The organism is Pilimelia terevasa, assembly GCF_014647915.1.
GTDB lineage: Bacteria > Actinomycetota > Actinomycetes > Mycobacteriales > Micromonosporaceae > Pilimelia > Pilimelia terevasa.
Genome location: NZ_BMQC01000019.1, coordinates 11,593 through 28,046, shown reverse-complemented (window position 1 = coordinate 28,046; position 16,454 = coordinate 11,593). Strand labels below are relative to the sequence as shown.

The window sequence follows — 16,454 nt, the reverse complement described above, 5'->3', positions numbered from 1 at the left end:
CGAACGGATGGTTCTGGGTCGCCTCCATGCGGGGGCCCGGCCCGGAGTCCGGTGGGTCCTGCCCGGTCCCCAGTCGCGTCCCACCGGCGCGAGGCCGAGGGCGCGAGTCCACTGACACGAGGCCAATGGCGCAGGGCCACTGGCGCGGGGCCACTGGTGCAGGTACCGGGCGCATGACGATGCGCCGCAGGACAGCCTACGCCATCGCGCACGGGCCACAAAAACGGGTCAGGGAACCGGCGGCGCGGTACCGCCGCACACGCCCGCCACCTGCTGGGCGGCGTCGCGCACCCGCGCCCGCATCTCGTTGGCCGGCGTCTCGTCCTCTGGCGCCGCCAGCGCGTTGAGCGCGCTGATGGCGCCCTCCAGGCCGGTCCGCAGCGGCGGGTCGGGGGCCCGCGGCAGCAGCAGCCCCAGCTCCCGCGCCCACTCGTACAGCTCCTGCGAGGCGATCTCCCCGGCGGCGGCGCTACCGGTCTCGTCGCCGCTGTCCAGTGCCCGCAGGACCTCGCCCCAGCGGCCGTCGAAGGCGGCCCAGCGCACCTTCTGCGTGGCCAGCGCGTCGCGGCACGCCGTCTGTCCGGCGCCCGACAGCGGGGGCGGGGGCGCCGCACCCGGCCGGGCGGTGTCCGCCCCGCAGCCGGCGAGCACTGCCGCAACCGCCCAGACCGCCGCCCACCTCACCCCGCGGGACAAACCACACCTCCGGTACGCCGGCCGCCATACTCCGCACCAGGCTAGCGGGCCGCGGCAGGCCGGCCGGGCCGGTTCGGCGGGCCCGAAGCGGGCAACTGGCCCGCAACCCAGTCGATGCCGGGGCCGCACTCGACCGCCTGTTAGCTGGGTAACAGCACGCACCGACCCGTCGCACCGCCCGGAGGCAGCCATGACCGTCACCGCAGCCGATCTCGCCGCGGAGGCCCTGTTCGTCTCCGACCTCCAGCCCTCGCAGCAGCCGACGCGCGACGAGGTCGCCGCCGCGGTCAGCGCCACGGTCGCCCGGCTCGGCAGCAGCGGCTGTGCCGGCTCGTTCGCCCACGAGTTCGGCGACCACCCCGAGACCGCGCTGCGTCGGATGGCGTGGGTCCGCGAGATCCTCCAGGGCATCCCCGCCGCCGCCCTGCCCCGCCCCCGCGACTGACCCCCGTCGGGCCTGGAACCCCCTCAGACAGTCAGGCGCCGGACCGCGAACGGGTCCGGCGCCTGACTGTCTGTGTGCGTGGTGCGCCGCCTCAGGGGCGGGTGCGGCGGCGGGTCCGCGGCCGGCGGCGGCCGCCGATGCCGACCGGTTCGGCGTCGTCGTCCTCGTCGTCCTCGTCCAGGTCCGCGAGGTCGTCGTCGACGCCCGCCAGGATTCCCGGGACCACGGGAAGGTCCTCGTCCTCGTCCTCGTCCTCGGCGTCGTCGTCCGGGTCGTCGTAGCGGCCCAGGTCGTACCCCTCGAACCGGTTCTCGTCGGCGGGCGGGCCGGTCATCGCCGCGCCCGCGCCGGAGACGATCCCGGAGGAGCCGGAGCGCGGTTCGCGCACCGGCGGCGCCGCGGCCGCGGCGTCACCCGCCGGGCCGGCCGGCGCCGGCTCCGCGGTCGGCTCGGCGCGGCCGTTGACCGGCTCGCGCCGGGCGCCGGACGCGCGGCGGCGACGGGTGGCGGGCTCGGGCCTGCTGTCGACGGCGTCCTGGGCGGCCGGCGGAAGGTCGACCGCCGCCGGCGGGTGCTCCGCCGCCGACGCGCCGGTGTCCGCCGGGGACGCGCCGGCCTGCGCCGCCGGCTCCTCGACCGCCGGCTCCTCGACCCGCGCCGGGGGCGGGCTGTCGGCCACCGGCTCCGCGGCGGCCTTGCGGCCCCGCCGCCGTCCGCTGCCGGCGCCGCCCTCGGGCTTGACGCCCGCCGAGGCGACCGCGCGGACCTTCTCGCCGGTACCGCCCTTGCCCCTGTCGGGCACCGGCTCCGGGTGGATGAGCAGGCCGCGGCCCTTGCAGTGCTCGCAGTTCTCGCTGAACGCCTCCAGCAGCCCCGCGCCGATCCGCTTGCGGGTCATCTGAACCAGGCCCAGCGAGGTGATCTCGGTGACCTGGTGCTTGGTCCGGTCCCGGCCCAGGCACTCGGTGAGGCGGCGCAGCACGAGTTCGCGGTTGGACTCCAGGACCATGTCGATGAAGTCGATCACCACGATGCCGCCGAGGTCGCGCAGCCGGAGCTGGCGGACGATCTCCTCGGCCGCCTCCAGGTTGTTGCGGGTGACCGTCTCCTCCAGGTTGCCGCCGGCACCGGTGTACTTGCCGGTGTTCACGTCGACGACCGTCATCGCCTCGGTCCGGTCGATCACCAGGTGGCCGCCGGAGGGCAGGTAGACCTTGCGGTCCAGGCCCTTGAGGATCTGCTCGTCGATGCGCCGCGCGGCGAAGATGTCGGCGACGCCGGTGTGCCGGCTGAGCCGCTCCAGCAGGTCGGGCGAGACGTGCGACAGGTACCCGGCCACCTCGTCGTAGGCGGCGTCGCCCTGGATGACCAGCTCGCGGAAGTCCTCGTTGAACAGGTCCCGGACGACCCGGATCACCAGGTCGGGCTCCTGGTACAGCACCGCCGGGGCGCTGCTGGTGGCCGACTTGGCCTGGATGTCCTCCCACTGCGCCTGGAGGCGGGTGACGTCGCGGGCCAGCTCGTCCTCGGTGGCGCCCTCGGCGGCCGTGCGGACGATCACGCCCGCGCCGTCCGGGATCAGCTTCTTGAGGATGTCGCGCAGCCGCTTGCGCTCGTTGTCGGGCAGCTTGCGGCTGATGCCGGAGGCGTTGCCGTGCGGCACGTACACCAGGTGCCGGCCGGACAGCGCGATGTGGCTGGTCAGCCGCGCGCCCTTGTGCCCGATCGGGTCCTTGGTGACCTGCACCAGCACCGGGTCGCCGGGCCGCAGCGCCTGCTCGATCGCCCGCCCGCGGCCCTCCAGGCCGGTGGCGTCCCAGTTGACCTCACCGGCGTACAGGACCGCGTTGCGGCCGCGGCCGACGTCCACGAACGCCGCCTCCATGCTGGGCAGCACGTTCTGGACCTTGCCCAGGTAGACGCTGCCGACCATGGTGGCGGTGGCCTCGCGGGTCACGTAGTGCTCGACGAGGACCTCGTCCTCCAGGACCGCGATCTGCGTCCGGTCGCCGATCTGCCGGACGGCCATCACCCGGTCGACCGCCTCGCGGCGGGCCAGGAACTCCGACTCGGTCAGGATCGGCGGGCGGGTGCGGCGCTGGTCGCGGCCGTCCCGGCGGCGCTGGCGCTTGGCCTCCAGCCGGGTGGAGCCGGTGACGCCCTGTACCTCGTCGGCGACCCGGCGCGGCTCCCGGATGCGGACCACGGTCGGTACGCCGTCGTCGTCGCCGTCCTCGCCGTCCGCGCCCTTGCGCCGACGGCGGCGCCGGCGGCGGGTCAGCGGCTCGTCGTCGTCCTCGGCGGCCGGCGCCTCGGCGGTCTCGGCGTCCTCGCCGTCCTCGGCCGGACCCTTGCCGCGGCCACGGCCGCGGCGGCCGCGACGGCGGCGCTGCCGGCTGTCCTCGTCCTCGTCGTCGTCCTCGCCGTCCGACTCGTCCTGCGCGACCGGCTCGGGGGCCGGCTCGGCGGCGGGCTCCTCCGGCTCGGCGCGCCGGCCGCGGCGGCGACGGCGGGGCCGCTCGTCCTCCTCAGCGTCCTCGACGGCGGCCGGCGACGCGGCGGGCGCGGCGGCGGGCTCCGGGACCTCCGCGACCGCGGGGTCCGGCGGCATGAACAGCACGGTGGGGGGCAGGGCCCGGCTGCCGCGGCTCCGGCGGCGCGGCCGCTCCTCCGCCGGCTCCTCCTCGGCGGCGTCCGGCGACGGCGCCGCGGGCGACGCGGCGGCGGGCGCGGCGGGCTCCGCGGCGGGTGCGGCGGCCGCGGCGGGTTCCGCCGGGCCGGTGGTCCCGGCCACCTCGGCCGGGGCGGCGGCGGCCTCGTCGGCCGCCCGCTCCGCGGCCGTACGGCGGCGCCGGGTGGTCTTCTTCACCGGCGCCTCCGCCGGCTCCCCCTGCTCCGGCAGGTCCGCCGCGACGGGTGTCGCGGCCTCGGCCGGCGGGGTCGTCTTGGCCCGGGTCCGGCGACGGGTCGCCGGGCGGGTCGTGGTCTCAGCGGCCTCGGCCGGCTTGTCGCCGGTCCGGTCGCCGCCCTCGGGCTCGTTGTCGAGCATGCGGGCGCTCTCCAGTTCTGGCTCCCCCGGGCGCGTACGTGACGCTGCCACTCAGGTTCGCCGCAGATGTTCCCGGCGTCGGACCGCCGTCGGGGCCTGTCGGCACCCGCGGACGGTCGCCGCCGAAGTCTTCCCGTTGCACGCGGACCAGTCGGTCAGCGCTCGCCGATTGTCGCTGTCCGATCCGCCTCCAACGGATCGGCGAGGCCCCCCTGCGCGGTCAGCAATCCCTGCGCCAGCCGGGTCGCACGCGGCGGAACCGGCGGCTCCAGGTCGGCCACCACGCGGAGGCCGGACAGAACGTCATCGGGCCGTACGGTCGGACTGGCCAGCCGTACGACAAGGTCGAGTATCGCACACGGCCCGGCGCCGACCTCGGAAGGTGGATCATTCCCGGCCGCCGCCGCGGCCGCCGGCTCGGCCGACACGGCCAGCGAGACGACCGCCGCGCGGGCGTCGATCAGGCGCTTGCCCTGCTTGGTCAGCCGCTCGACCAGCACCTCCGGGGCGGACTCGAAGGCCGCCGCCGCGGCGGTCAGCGCCTCGACGGTCACGCCGGTCAGGGCGATCCGCCAGCGACCGGCGTCGATCCGGTCCGCCAGGCTGCCGGGGGCGGCCGCGACCACCGCCTCGACGATGTCCAGGCCGGGCGAGAGCGCGGCGTCCAGGGCGCCGCGGAGCTGCTCGGGGTCGACCTCCCGCTGGAGGCCCAGCTCCAGGTACTCCGCCTCGCTGGCGACGCCCGTGGGGGCCGCCGAGGCGTAGGAGATCTTGGGGTGAGGGGTGAAGCCCTGCGAGTAGGCGATCGGCACCGCGGCCCGGCGCAGCGCCCGCTCGAAGGCCCGGGCGAAGTCCCGGTGCGAGGTGAAGCGCAGCGGGCCGCGCTTGGCGTAGCGCAGGCGCACCCGCTGGACCACCGGGGCCTGGTTGCTCTCCGGCTGCGGCTTCCTGGCGATCGTGGGGCTCCTCACAGGGGGTACGGCCGGCGGGTCCGGCGCGGTCGGCCCATTTTCCCGCACCGCCCGCCCGCCCGGTCACGGGGTCGCGGGACCGACCTCGTACACCGCACAGTCCCCGGCGGCCAGGCGCCGCGGCGCGACGCGGTCCAGGGCGGGCAGGTCCACCGGGTGGCGGCGGTCGACCACGAGCCAGCGCACGCCGTACCGGTCCCGCAGCGCGCCGAGCGTCGCCGCCGAGGGCGCCGCGAACGCGGCGTCGTTGACGGCCATCAGCGCGGGGTCCCAGTACGGCACCTCGTTGGACTGGAGCCGGTCGCGGGCGGCGACGGCGTTGGCCGGCGGGGTGTACGCCCAGCCCTCCAGCAGGACCCGCCGCTCGGCGAGCGCCGCCACCCAGAACTGTCGCCCGTCGCAGGCCGCCCGGTCGGCGACCGGGAAGCGGCAGTGGCTGTTGGTGGCCAGGAGCGTGTCCGTGCCGGTGTGCCGGCGCAGCCAGCGCCCGACCGCGGCGGCCCCGTCGGGGACCGCCGGCGGACCGGGGGCGGCCCGGCCCGGCTGGGCGGCCACCGCGTCGCGGTACCGGCCGTCGGCGGGGGCCATCCGGCGCAGTTCGGCCAGGCTGCCGGGGACCGCGGCGCCGACGAGGGTGAGCAGGGCGAGTGCGGCGGCCCAGGGGCGGGTGCGGCGGTGCGCGGCGGCGGCCAGCCCCGCCGCCGCGGCGGCCAGCGGCGGCACGGCGTACGGCCACAGCGCCCGCGGGGCGAGCCAGCCGCCCGCGGCGGTCGGCCAGCGGGGCGGGCCGCCCAGCGCCGCCGCGGCGGTCACGGCGGCGCCGAGGCCGAGGGCGCCCCACAGCAGCGCCCGCGCCCAGGGCCGCCGGACTCCGGCGGCCGGCAGCGCGGCGGCCAGGCCGGCGACGACGAGGGCGGCCAGGTACGGCCGGGCCGCCTGGAGGAAGTACTGCTGGCTGCCGCCCATCTGGTACGTGACCAGGACCACCAGGAGCGCGGCCGCCCCGATGCCGGCGCAGAGCACCCGCAGCGGGTCGGCCCACGCCCGGCGGCACAGCAGGACCAGGGCGGCCGCCGGTACCGCCGCCCAGCACAGCGCCCACACGGCGAGGCCGAGCCAGACCGGCCAGCCGGCGCGCGCCGGCAGCATCACCCGGACCGCGGCCAGCGGGTCGACCATGAGCCCGGCGCTGGTGCCCCGGTACAGCGCGTACTGCGCGCCGGCCAGCGCCAGCGCCGTCAGGCCGGCGGCGGCTGCTGCCGGCGGACACCAGCCCGCCCGGCGCAGGCGGGTCGCCGCCACCACGAGCAGCAGGCCGGCCAGCAGCAGCGGCACGAAACTCGCCTTGGCGCCCGCGACCGCGGCCAGCAGCAGGCCGAAGGCGACCCAGGCGCCGGGGCCGCCGCGCCGGTCGAGCAGGTCGCCGAGGACGAGCACGAGCCCGAGGAACAGCAGCGCCGCGAAGGTCTGGGTCGGGCTCAGCCACATCGTGTACGGGATGTTGGCACTCGGCGTGAGCGCCCGCGACCAGGGCGCGGGGTCGGGGGTGACGGCGAACAGCGCGCACAGCGCCACCAGCGGCCCGGCCCACCAGCGGCCGGGGACGACCCGCCCGCCGAGGACGGCGATCCCGACGACGCCGAGGACGGCGGCGGGCAGGGTACCCAGGCGGTACGTGACCAGGGTCGCGTCGACGCCGGAGCCCCAGGTGGCGGCGGCCCAGTCGGCGTGCGCGAACCAGTGGTACCGCAGCGGCACGCCGGTGACGTACGGGATCTGTCCGGGCAGGTGGTGGCGCAGCTCGGCGACGAGGGCGTGGTGGTATGCCAGGTCCGCCGACGGGGTGCCGCTGGCGGGCCAGTCCAGGCCGTGGACCCGGAAGTAGGTCAGCGCGCACCAGGCCGTGATCAGGGCGACCAGTCCGGCCACCGCCCAGGCCCAGCGGGCGTCGACGGGCGCGCCGGACCCCCGCCACCAGCGCCGCAGCCGGGGTGCGGCGGCGAACGCGGCGAGGACGGCCGCCGCGCCGGCCACCGGCAGGTACGGCCAGCCGGCGGCCCGCCCGGCGACGTACAGCCCCACCTCGACCGCGTACCCGAGCGCCGCCCCGCCGACGGCGTCCGCCGGCAGCGCCCCGGCCCGCCCGCGCAGCGCCCGCCACAGCAGCGTGCCGGGCAGCAGGACGACGGCGGCGAGGTACCCGGCGAACCGCGCCTGCGGCCCGAGCCCGACCCCGTACCAGCGCAGGCAGGCCACGGTGGCCGCGCCCACCAGCAGGGCGGGCAGCCAGCCGGGGCCGACCCGCCGGGCGGGCGGCGCGGTGGCGGCGGGGGGCGCCGGGACCGCGGGCGCGGCCACCGCGGTCACGGCCGCACCGCCGGGGCGGCCGGCCGGGGGCGGGCGCGGAACGCCCAGCGCCGCCCCATCTGGTAGTTGATCAGCGGTCCGACGACGATGACGACCGCCTGGGCGAGCAGGACCGGCAGGCCGGCGGCCTCCACCAGCAGCCACAGCCCGCCGAGGATGAACAGCAGCGACCACAGGCAGACCGCGTAGAAGCGCAGGAAGCCGCTGACCCAGGGTCCTTCGGCGCGGAACACGCCGACCCGGTAGACGGGGTAGGTCGCCAGCGCGGTGAAGACGTTGGTCACCACGGCGACCAGCAGGTAGGACACGAGGTGTCCGGCGGCGAGCCACAGGGCGCTGAAGGCGGCGTAGTAGATCGCCGAGCTGAGGCCGCCGGCCGCGACGTACCGGACCCGCCGGTCGTCGGCCAACCGGCGCCACGTGCTGCTGGTACCCAGCGGACTCCTCCTCCGTGCGACCGGCATCCGAAACTATGTCCGTAAACATCCAAATTGCCGGCTCGGTTACGATACCTACCTGTTTACGAGTCGTTGGTTCGTTATGTCACACCCTCGACGGTAAGGAAGACGATGAAGGCGCTGATGCTCGCCGGCGGCCGGGGCACGCGGCTGCGGCCGCTCACCCACACCTCGGCCAAGCAGCTCTTCCCCGTCGCCAACAAACCGGTGCTGCGGTACGGGCTGGAGGCCATCCGCGACGCCGGCATCACCGACATCGGCATCGTCGTCGGCGACACCGGCGACGAGATCCGGCGGACCCTCGGCGACGGCGGCGACCTCGGCGTGCGGATCACCTACCTCCCGCAGGAGGCGCCGCTGGGCCTGGCGCACTGCGTGCTCATCGCCCGCGACTTCCTCGGCGACGACGACTTCGTGATGTACCTCGGCGACAACTTCCTCGTCGGCGGCATCAACGCGCTGGTCGAGGCGTTCGACGGCAGCGGGTACGCCGCCCAGATCCTGCTCACCCCCGTCGACGACCCCGGCTCCTACGGCGTCGCCGTCCTCGGCCGCAGCGGCGAGATCGTCGGGCTGGAGGAGAAGCCGGACTCCCCGCGCAGCGACCTGGCCATCGTCGGCGTGTACATGTTCTCCCCCGCCATCCACGAGGCCGTCCGGGCGATCCGGCCCTCGGCGCGCGGCGAGCTGGAGATCACCGACGCGGTGCAGTGGCTGATCGACCACGGCCACCCCGTCCACTCGCACCGGGTCACCGGGTACTGGAAGGACACCGGCCGGGTGCACGACATGCTGGAGTGCAACCGGATCGTCCTGCAGTCGCTCACCGGCCGGCTCGACGGCACCGTCGACGACCGCACCGAGGTCATCGGCCAGGTCGTCGTGGAGCCGGGCGCCGTCGTCGAGGAGTCGGTGCTGCGCGGCCCGCTGATCATCGGCGCCGACACCAAGGTGCTGCGCTCCTACGTCGGCCCCTTCACCTCCATCGGCGACGGCTGCACGCTGGAGGACGCCGAGATCGAGTACTCGATCCTGGTCGGCAGCGCGACGGTGCGCGGGGTGAGCCGGATCGAGGCGTCGCTGATCGGCCGCGACGTCGAGGTGACCGCCGCCCCCAAGACCCCCCGCACCCACCGCCTGGTGGTCGGCGACCAGTGCGCGCTGAGGCTCGCGTGAGGCTGCTGGTCACCGGCGGCGCCGGCTTCATCGGCTCGCACTACGTGCGCGGCCTGCTCACCGGCGCCTTCGGCGGCGCGGCGGCAGTGACCGTCCTGGACGCGCTGACCTACGCCGGCAACCCGGCCAACCTGGCGCCGGTCGCCGACCACCCGGGCTACCGCTTCGTGCACGGCGACATCGCCGACGCCGCCCTGCTCGCCGACCTCGTGCCCGGCCACGACGTGGTCGTCAACTTCGCCGCCGAGACCCACGTGGACCGGTCCATCGCCGACCCGACCGCGTTCCTGCGGACCAACGTGCTCGGCGTCCAGTGCCTGCTGGAGGCGGTCCGGGCGGCCGGGGCGCGGATGGTGCACGTGTCCACCGACGAGGTGTACGGCTCGATCGAGGTCGGCTCCTGGCCCGAGGACCACCCGCTGCTGCCCAACTCGCCGTACTCGGCGGCGAAAGCCGGCGCGGACCTGCTGTGCCGCGCCTACCACCGCACCTACGGGCTGGACGTGCGGGTGACCCGCTGCTCCAACAACTACGGCCCGCACCAGTACCCGGAGAAGCTGATCCCGCTGTTCGTCACCCACCTGCACGACGGCCGGCAGGTGCCGCTGTACGGCGACGGCGGCAACGTCCGCGACTGGCTGCACGTCGACGACCACTGCCGCGGCGTCCACCTGGTGCTGGAGCGCGGGGCCGCGGGCGAGGTCTACAACATCGGCGGCGGCACCGAGCTGTCCAACAAGGAGCTGACCGCCCAGCTCCTGGCCGCCTGCGGCGCCGACTGGTCGGCCGTCACCTACGTCGCCGACCGGCCCGGCCACGACCGCCGGTACAGCGTCGACACCCGCAAGCTCGCGGCCCTGGGGTACGCCCCCCGGGTGCCGTTCGCCAGCGGCCTGACCGACGTGGTGCGCTGGTACCGCGACAACGAGTCCTGGTGGCGCCCGCTGACGGAGTCGGGCCGCTGATGCGCGTCTCCGTCGTCGTCCCCTGCTTCCGGTCGACCGCCACCCTGCCGGCGCTGGTGGAGCGGCTGGCGCAGGTCCTGCCGGCGCACACCGAGGCCCACGAGGTGATCCTCGTGGTGGACGACGGCGAGGACACCACCTGGGCCGTGGCCGCCGCGCAGGCGCGCCGGCTGGCCGAGGTCCGGGCGATCCGGCTGGCCCGCAACTACGGCCAGCACAACGCGCTGGTGGCCGGGGTCCGGGCCGCCCGGCACGAGACGGTCGTGACCATGGACGACGACCTCCAGCACCCGCCCGAGGCGGTCCCCACCCTGCTCGCCGCGCTGTCCTCGCGGGTCGACCTCGTGTACGGGGTGCCGGAGCGCGAGGAGCACGGCCCGGTGCGCAGCCTGGCCTCCCGGGTCGCCAAGCGCGGCATCGCGGCCACGCTGCGGGTGCGCAACGCGCGCGACCTGAGCGCCTTCCGCGCGTTCCGGTCCTACCTGTGCGGCGCCTTCGACCAGATCGCCGGCCCGCACGCCTCCGTGGACGTCGCGCTGTCCTGGGCCACCGACCGCAGCGTCGCGGTGACGGTGCCGATGAACGCGCGGGCCACCGGCCGGTCGGGGTACACGCTGCGCGGCCTGCTGCGGCACACTGCCAACATGGTGCTCGGCTACTCGACGGCGCCGCTGCGGGCGGTGATGGCGCTCGGGTTCGCCGTCGGCGTGGTCGGGCTGGGGTTCGCGGGGCTGACGGCGTACCAGTACTTCAGCGGCGTCACCCGGGTCGCCGGCTTCACCACCGTCGCCTCGCTGGTGGCGATCTTCGCCTCCGTGCAGCTCATCGCGCTGGGCGTCCTCGGCGAGTACGTCGGCCGGATCCACACCGACCGGATGGGCCGCCCGACGTACCTGATCCGCGAGTGCGTCGGCGAACCGGACCCCGACGGCGCGGCCCACGCCGCCCGCGCGGCGCGCCCGTCGCCGGCCGGGCAGCGGGGCTGACCGTGCCGGCCCCGGGGATCACCCTGTACGCGATGACCGCCAAGGGCGTCGCGGTGTGCGACGCCCTGGACAAGCTGGACCCGACGCTGGTCCGGCGGGTCGTCTCGGCCGACGACCCGGGGGTCGCCGACGGGTCCTTCGCGCGGCTGCGGCAGGACTGCGCGGCCCGGGGGGTGCCCTTCCACGACCGGCGCGACGGCGTCCCGCCCGAGGACAGCACCCACGCGCTGGCCATCGGCTGGCGGTGGCTCGTCCCGCCGGCCCAGGGTACGACCCTGCTCGCGTTCCACGACTCGCTGCTGCCCCGGTACCGGGGGTTCAACCCGCTGGTCACCGCCCTGATCGAGGGCGACGCCGAGACGGGCGTGACGGCGCTGCTGGCCACCGACGAGTACGACCGCGGCGACATCGTCGGCCAGGTGGCCGTGCCGCTGCCCCGGCCGGTCCGCCTGGCGGCCGCGATCGACCTGGTCGCCGCGGCGTACGGGGCGCTCGCCGCCGAGATCGGGGCGCGGGTGCTGGCCGGCGCGCCGCTGGTCGGCCGGCCGCAGGACGAGGCCGCCGCCTCGTACAGCCTGTGGCGCGACGACGCCGACTACACCGTGGACTGGTCGCAGCCGGCGACCCGGATCCGCGACACCGTGTACGCCGTCGGCCCGCCGTACCGCGGCGCCCGCACCCTGGTCGACGGCGTGCCCGCCCGCCTGCTCGACGTCGCCGTCGAGGACGACGTGGTGATCGCCAACCGGACCCCGGGGAAGGTCATCTTCGTCCGCGGCGGCCGGCCGACGGTGGTCTGCGGCACCGGCCTACTGCGCGTGGAGGAGCTGGTCCGCGACGACGCCGGCCGGGCGAGCATGCTGCCGCTGCCGCGCTTCCGCACCCGCTTCGGCTGACGGCCCGCGTGACATCTCTTCCGTGAGGCGCCGCCACTGATGCCCGATTCGATCGGTAAAATACCTATATGGACGCTAGTGATATCCGGAAGCTCGCCGCGATCGAGGACCGCCACTGGTGGTTCCAGGAGCGGCGGCGGATCCTCGCCCGCTGGCTGCGCCGGCTCGCCCGCGACGGGACCAGCCCCGGTGTCGCGCTCGACCTCGGCGCGGCCGGCGGCGGCAACACCCGGGTCCTGCGCACCCACGGCTGGCGGCCGCTGGCCCTGGAGTACAGCGCCGAGGGGGCGCAGGTGGCGCGGGAGCGCGGGCTGGCCGTCCTGCGCGGGGACGCCCGCCGCCTCCCGCTGCCCGACGGGGCGCTCGACCTGGTCACCGCGTTCGACGTCCTGGAGCACATCGACGACGACGGGCGGGCGGCGGCCGAGATCCGGCGGGTGCTGCGGCCGGGCGGCACGGCGCTGGTCACGGTGCCGTGCGACATGCGGCTGTGGTCGGCGCACGACGTGGCCAGCCACCACTTCCGCCGGTACGACCGGGCGGGCCTGACCCGGGTGCTGACCGGCGCCGGCCTGGCCGTCGACGAGCTGTGGAGCTGGAACGTGCTGCTGCGCCCGGTGGTGGCCCTGCGCCGCCGGTCGGCCTCGGGCAGCGACGTGGACCTGCTGCCCCGGCTCCTCAACGCCGCGCTGACCTCGGTCGTCGTGGCCGAGCGGTACCTGCCCACCGGCGGCCTGCCCGGCGTCTCGCTGATGCTGCGCGCGCACCGGCCGGTCGGCGCCCCCGCCGTCCGCGAGCCGGAGTCCCGGCTCGCCGCCAGCACCTCGTGAGGCGACGGCCACCACCCGCGCCCGGACCGCCCGCGGCCCGGTGCCTCCGCGGGCGGTAGCGGGCGCGGTCACAGCGCGTAGACGGCCGTCTCCCCCGCGCGGTACCGCAGTGCCGCGTGCCGGCCCAGTCCCGCCTCGTCCAGGCGCGGCACCCGGGTGTCGACCAGCAGCCAGCGGACGCCGTAGTGCCCGCGCAGCCGGCCGACCGTCGCCGCGTCCGGCCGCTGGAACGCGGCGTCGTTGTCGGCCAGGACCGCCGGCCGCCAGTACCCGATGAGGTTCCCGCTCTGGCCGGTCTCGGTCTGGATCCGGTTCACCGTCGCCGTGTAGCCCCAGCCCTCCACCAGGAACCGGCGCTCGCTCAGCCCGGCGAACCAGAAGTGCAGGTTGTCGCACGGCTCCGGCCTGCGGCAGTGGGCGTTGGTGGCCACCAGGTCGTCGGGGTCGGAGTGGGTGCGCAGCCACCGGCCGGCCTCGCGGGCGCCGGCCGGCATGAGGACCCGCCGCGCGTCGGTCGCGGGGAAGCCCTGCGCGCGGGCGGCCCGCGCGTCGCGCGCGAACACGTCGAGCACGCCCGGCAGGGTGGCCCCGCCCAGCAGCGCGGCGGCCAGTGCCAGCGCCAGGCCCGCCCGCCGCGCGACCAGCCAGCCGGCGAGCGCCGCCAGCACCGCCAGCCCGACCAGGGCCGCGTTCGGCCAGAGCAGCTCCAGCAGCACCCGGCGCCGGCCGTCGGCCCGCACCGTCGGCGCCTGCGCCGGCCCGAGCGCGCGCAGCCCGTACACCGCCAGCAGCCCCGCCCCGGCCGCGCCGACCAGCCAGTCGGCCACGCGGCGCAGGGCCGGCCCGGCGGCCGGCAGCAGCGCGGCGAGCCCGGCGGCGGCGGCCAGGGCCAGGTACGGGCGGGCGGCGGCCAGGAACCAGGTCTGGCTGAAGCCGTACTGGTTGAGCGCCAGCGCCCCGCCCATCCCGGCCGCGCCGATGCCCAGCAGCAGCGGGGTCGCCGGGTCCCGCCGCGCGCGGGCCAGGCCGGCGGTACCGCCCCAGATCGCCAGCCAGGCCAGCAGGGTCACGCCGGTGACCGCGACCAGCGCCAGCCCGGTCGTCGGCACCGCGCCGAACTTCGTGGCCCCGATCCCGGTGGCGGCGCCGAGCCCGTACCGGCCGAGCCCGCCCAGCGGGTCCACGACCATCCCCTGGCTGGCCCCGCCGAACAGCACGAACTGGGCGAACAGGATGCCCGGCACCACGAACGCCACGCACCCCAGCGCCGCCCGGTGCCACCGCCGGTGCCGCACCAGCTCCAGGCCGACCACCAGCAGCAGCCCGCACAGGATGATCGGCAGGTAGGTCGCCTTGGCGCCGCAGAGGACGGCCACGAACGCGGCCAGCAGCGCCCCGACGCGCCAGCCGCGGCCGTCCCCGCGCAGCCGGTCGACCAGCAGCAGGACCAGCGGCAGCGCCAGGACCGCCGCGAACGTCTGGGTCGGACTGGCGAACAGCCCGAACCGCAGCAGCACCCCGTCCTCGACCGGCCCCAGCCCGTTGCTGACGTAGGTCGCGGGCAGCCCCCAGCCGTACGGGTAGGGCGCCACCGCGAACAGCGTCAGCGCCATCGCCACCGGCCCCGGCCACCACCGCCCGGTCAGCCGCCGGGCGAGCGCGCCGACCGCGAACGGCAGCACCGCGAGCAGCGGCAGGAAGTACAGCCGCAGCAGCAGCGTCTCAGGCTCGATGCCGGTGCTCCAGCTCGTCGCCGCGAGGTCGGCGTAGGCGAACCAGTGGTAGTGCAGCGGCTCCCCGGACACCCACGGCACGGTCGGCGGCAGGTGGTGCTTCAGCTCGCCGATCAGCGCCAGGTGGAACGGCAGGTCGGCGTCGTTGAGGCTGTACGTCGCGCCGCGGCTGCGCATGAAGTACACACATGCCCACAGCACCAGCAGCCCGGCGGTGCCGGCCATCGTCCACAGCCAGCCGGCCGGCGGCCGCGCGGCGTCGGGCGCCGCCCGCCAGTACCGCCGCAGCGGCCGGACCGCCGCGAACGCCGCGAGCACCCCCGCCGGCAGGACCAGGTGCAGCAGCGGCAGCCCGACGGCCCGGCCGGCGAAGTAGCCGAGGACCTCGCCGACGTACCCGACCGCCAGGCCGGGCGCCAGGTCCTCGGCCAGCGACCGCGCGCGCCCGTGCGCGAGCCGCCACAGCAGCGTTCCGGGGACGGCCAGCACGAGCATCACGTACGCGCCGAACGCGCCGAGCGGCCCCCAGCCGGCGCCGTAGTGGTGCGCGGCCACGAGGCACGGTGCCGCGGCCGCCAGCGCGGGCAGCCAGCGCGGCATCCGCCGCCGGCCGCCGGGCGGGCCGGCCGCCGGCCGGTCCGCGGCGGGCGGCGGGTCGGCGGCGGCCGGGGCGGTGCGCCCGCCGGGCGCGGCCAGCGATGAGGTCACGACGGTCCCGGGCGGAAGCCGCGGACCGCGGTGACGACGCGGGCGACGTCGGCCTCGGTCAGGTCGGCGGACAGCGGCAGCCGCAGCAGCCGGTCGGCGACGTCGGTGGTCACCGGGCAGCCGCCCGGCCCCACCCGCCCGTACCGCAGCCCGGCCGGCGAGGAGTGCAGCGGCTGGTAGTGGGTGGCCGCCCGGATCCCGGCGGCCGCCAGGTGCGCCAGCAGCCCGGCCCGGGCGGCGGCGTCGGGCAGCAGGAGCGCGTACAGGTGCGCGGTGTGCCGGCTCTCCGCGGGCACCCGCTGCCGGGCCACGCCGTGGCCGGCCGCCCAGTCGGCCAGCTCCCGGTCGTAGCTGTCCCAGATCGCGTGCCGGCGGGCCTGGATGGCGCCGAACTCCTCCAACTGCGCGGTGAGCACGGCGGCGAGGATGTCGGAGGGCAGGTAGCTGGACCCCAGCTCCTGCCAGCGGTACCGGTCCACCTCGCCGCGGAAGAACCGGCTCCGGTCGGTGCCCTTCTCGCGGATGACCTCCGCCCGCGCCGCCAGCGCCGGGTCGTGCAGGACCAGCGCCCCGCCCTCGCCGCACTGGATGTTCTTGGTCGCGTGGAAGCTCAGCGTGGACAGGGCGCCGATCGCGCCGAGCGGGCGGTCGCCGTACCCGCCGCCGAGTCCGTGCGCGTTGTCCTCGACCAGCGTGGCCCCGGCGCTCTCCGCGATCTTCGCCAGCGCGGCCAGGTCGCTGCCCACGCCGCCGTAGTGCACCGCCACGATCGCGCGGGTGCGCGGGGTCACCGCGGCCTCGACGGCGCGCGGGTCCAGGCAGAGCGTGTCGGGCCGGCAGTCGGCGAAGACCGGCACCGCGCCGCGCAGCGCGTAGGCGTTGGCGGTGGAGACGAACGTGAAGGACGGGACGACGACCTCGTCGCCGGGCGCCAGGTCGAGCAGCAGCGCGGTCATCTCCAGCGCGTGCGTGCACGACGTCGTGAGCAGCGCGGTACCCCCGCCGACGAGCCCGCCGAGCAGCGCGGCCGCCCGGCGGGTGTACGGGCCGTCGCCCGCGGTCCGGCCGCCGGCCAGCGCGTCCAGGACGTACCTGTCCTCGGCGGCGGCGCGGTGCGGGCGGGAGAAGGGGATCTCGGGTAGCTCGGTCACTACCCTATTCTACGCAACTCGGA

At 76.7% G+C, this 16,454-nt stretch carries 13 protein-coding genes; 6 read left to right on the top strand and 7 right to left on the bottom strand.

Annotated features, from left to right (window positions below):
* Nucleotides 1-228: 228 nt before the first annotated feature.
* The gene (locus tag IEY75_RS18510; protein ID WP_189115651.1) at nucleotides 229-651 is read right to left on the bottom strand and encodes a hypothetical protein; all 423 of its coding nucleotides are present in this window, start codon (nucleotides 649-651) and stop codon (nucleotides 229-231) included.
* Nucleotides 652-886: 235 nt separating this feature from the next.
* Here IEY75_RS18510 and IEY75_RS18505 point away from each other — a divergent pair, with 235 nt between their 5' ends.
* Nucleotides 887-1,141 (top strand): hypothetical protein, encoded by a 255-nt coding sequence (locus IEY75_RS18505; protein WP_189115650.1) that lies wholly within the window; start codon nucleotides 887-889, stop codon nucleotides 1,139-1,141.
* 91 nt (nucleotides 1,142-1,232) lie between these two features.
* Here the strand turns inward: IEY75_RS18505 and IEY75_RS18500 are convergent, their stop codons facing one another.
* The 4 genes from IEY75_RS18500 to IEY75_RS18485 all read right to left on the bottom strand — a co-directional run bounded on the left by IEY75_RS18500 (nucleotide 1,233) and on the right by IEY75_RS18485 (nucleotide 7,992).
* Entirely contained in the window at nucleotides 1,233-4,190 is a 2,958-nt protein-coding gene (locus tag IEY75_RS18500) for an Rne/Rng family ribonuclease (protein ID WP_189115649.1), read from the bottom strand.
* 155 nt (nucleotides 4,191-4,345) lie between these two features.
* The gene (locus IEY75_RS18495; protein ID WP_268244367.1) at nucleotides 4,346-5,089 is read right to left on the bottom strand and encodes a TIGR03936 family radical SAM-associated protein; all 744 of its coding nucleotides are present in this window, start codon (nucleotides 5,087-5,089) and stop codon (nucleotides 4,346-4,348) included.
* A 135-nt stretch (nucleotides 5,090-5,224) separates the two neighbouring features.
* The gene (locus IEY75_RS18490) at nucleotides 5,225-7,528 is read right to left on the bottom strand and encodes a hypothetical protein (protein ID WP_189115648.1); all 2,304 of its coding nucleotides are present in this window, start codon (nucleotides 7,526-7,528) and stop codon (nucleotides 5,225-5,227) included.
* On the bottom strand, nucleotides 7,525-7,992 hold the full coding sequence (locus tag IEY75_RS18485; protein WP_189115647.1) for a GtrA family protein: 468 nt from the start codon (nucleotides 7,990-7,992) through the stop codon (nucleotides 7,525-7,527). The genes IEY75_RS18490 and IEY75_RS18485 overlap by 4 nt, the downstream gene beginning before the upstream one ends.
* A gap of 105 nt (nucleotides 7,993-8,097) precedes the next feature.
* Between IEY75_RS18485 and IEY75_RS21085 the strand changes: the two genes are divergently transcribed.
* The 5 genes from IEY75_RS21085 to IEY75_RS18465 all read left to right on the top strand — a co-directional run bounded on the left by IEY75_RS21085 (nucleotide 8,098) and on the right by IEY75_RS18465 (nucleotide 12,839).
* Nucleotides 8,098-9,162: a glucose-1-phosphate thymidylyltransferase gene (locus tag IEY75_RS21085; protein WP_229789885.1), complete on the top strand. Its 1,065-nt coding sequence runs from the start codon at nucleotides 8,098-8,100 to the stop codon at nucleotides 9,160-9,162.
* Nucleotides 9,159-10,127, top strand: a complete 969-nt coding sequence (gene rfbB / locus IEY75_RS21080) for a dTDP-glucose 4,6-dehydratase (RefSeq protein ID WP_229789884.1) — start codon at nucleotides 9,159-9,161, stop codon at nucleotides 10,125-10,127. Before IEY75_RS21085 ends, rfbB begins: the two co-directional genes overlap by 4 nt.
* On the top strand, nucleotides 10,127-11,113 hold the full coding sequence (locus IEY75_RS18475; protein WP_189115687.1) for a glycosyltransferase family 2 protein: 987 nt from the start codon (nucleotides 10,127-10,129) through the stop codon (nucleotides 11,111-11,113). The genes rfbB and IEY75_RS18475 overlap by 1 nt, the downstream gene beginning before the upstream one ends.
* Before the next feature lie 32 nt (nucleotides 11,114-11,145).
* Nucleotides 11,146-12,009, top strand: a complete 864-nt coding sequence (locus IEY75_RS18470) for a formyltransferase family protein (protein WP_189115646.1) — start codon at nucleotides 11,146-11,148, stop codon at nucleotides 12,007-12,009.
* Nucleotides 12,010-12,077: 68 nt separating this feature from the next.
* On the top strand, nucleotides 12,078-12,839 hold the full coding sequence (locus tag IEY75_RS18465) for a class I SAM-dependent methyltransferase (RefSeq protein WP_189115645.1): 762 nt from the start codon (nucleotides 12,078-12,080) through the stop codon (nucleotides 12,837-12,839).
* A 68-nt stretch (nucleotides 12,840-12,907) separates the two neighbouring features.
* Here the strand turns inward: IEY75_RS18465 and IEY75_RS18460 are convergent, their stop codons facing one another.
* A complete protein-coding gene (locus tag IEY75_RS18460) occupies nucleotides 12,908-15,280 on the bottom strand; it encodes a hypothetical protein (RefSeq protein WP_189115644.1) in 2,373 nt (790 codons plus the stop codon).
* On the bottom strand, nucleotides 15,277-16,431 hold the full coding sequence (gene rffA, locus IEY75_RS18455; protein WP_189115643.1) for a dTDP-4-amino-4,6-dideoxygalactose transaminase: 1,155 nt from the start codon (nucleotides 16,429-16,431) through the stop codon (nucleotides 15,277-15,279). The genes IEY75_RS18460 and rffA overlap by 4 nt, the downstream gene beginning before the upstream one ends.
* Nucleotides 16,432-16,454 lie beyond the last annotated feature (23 nt).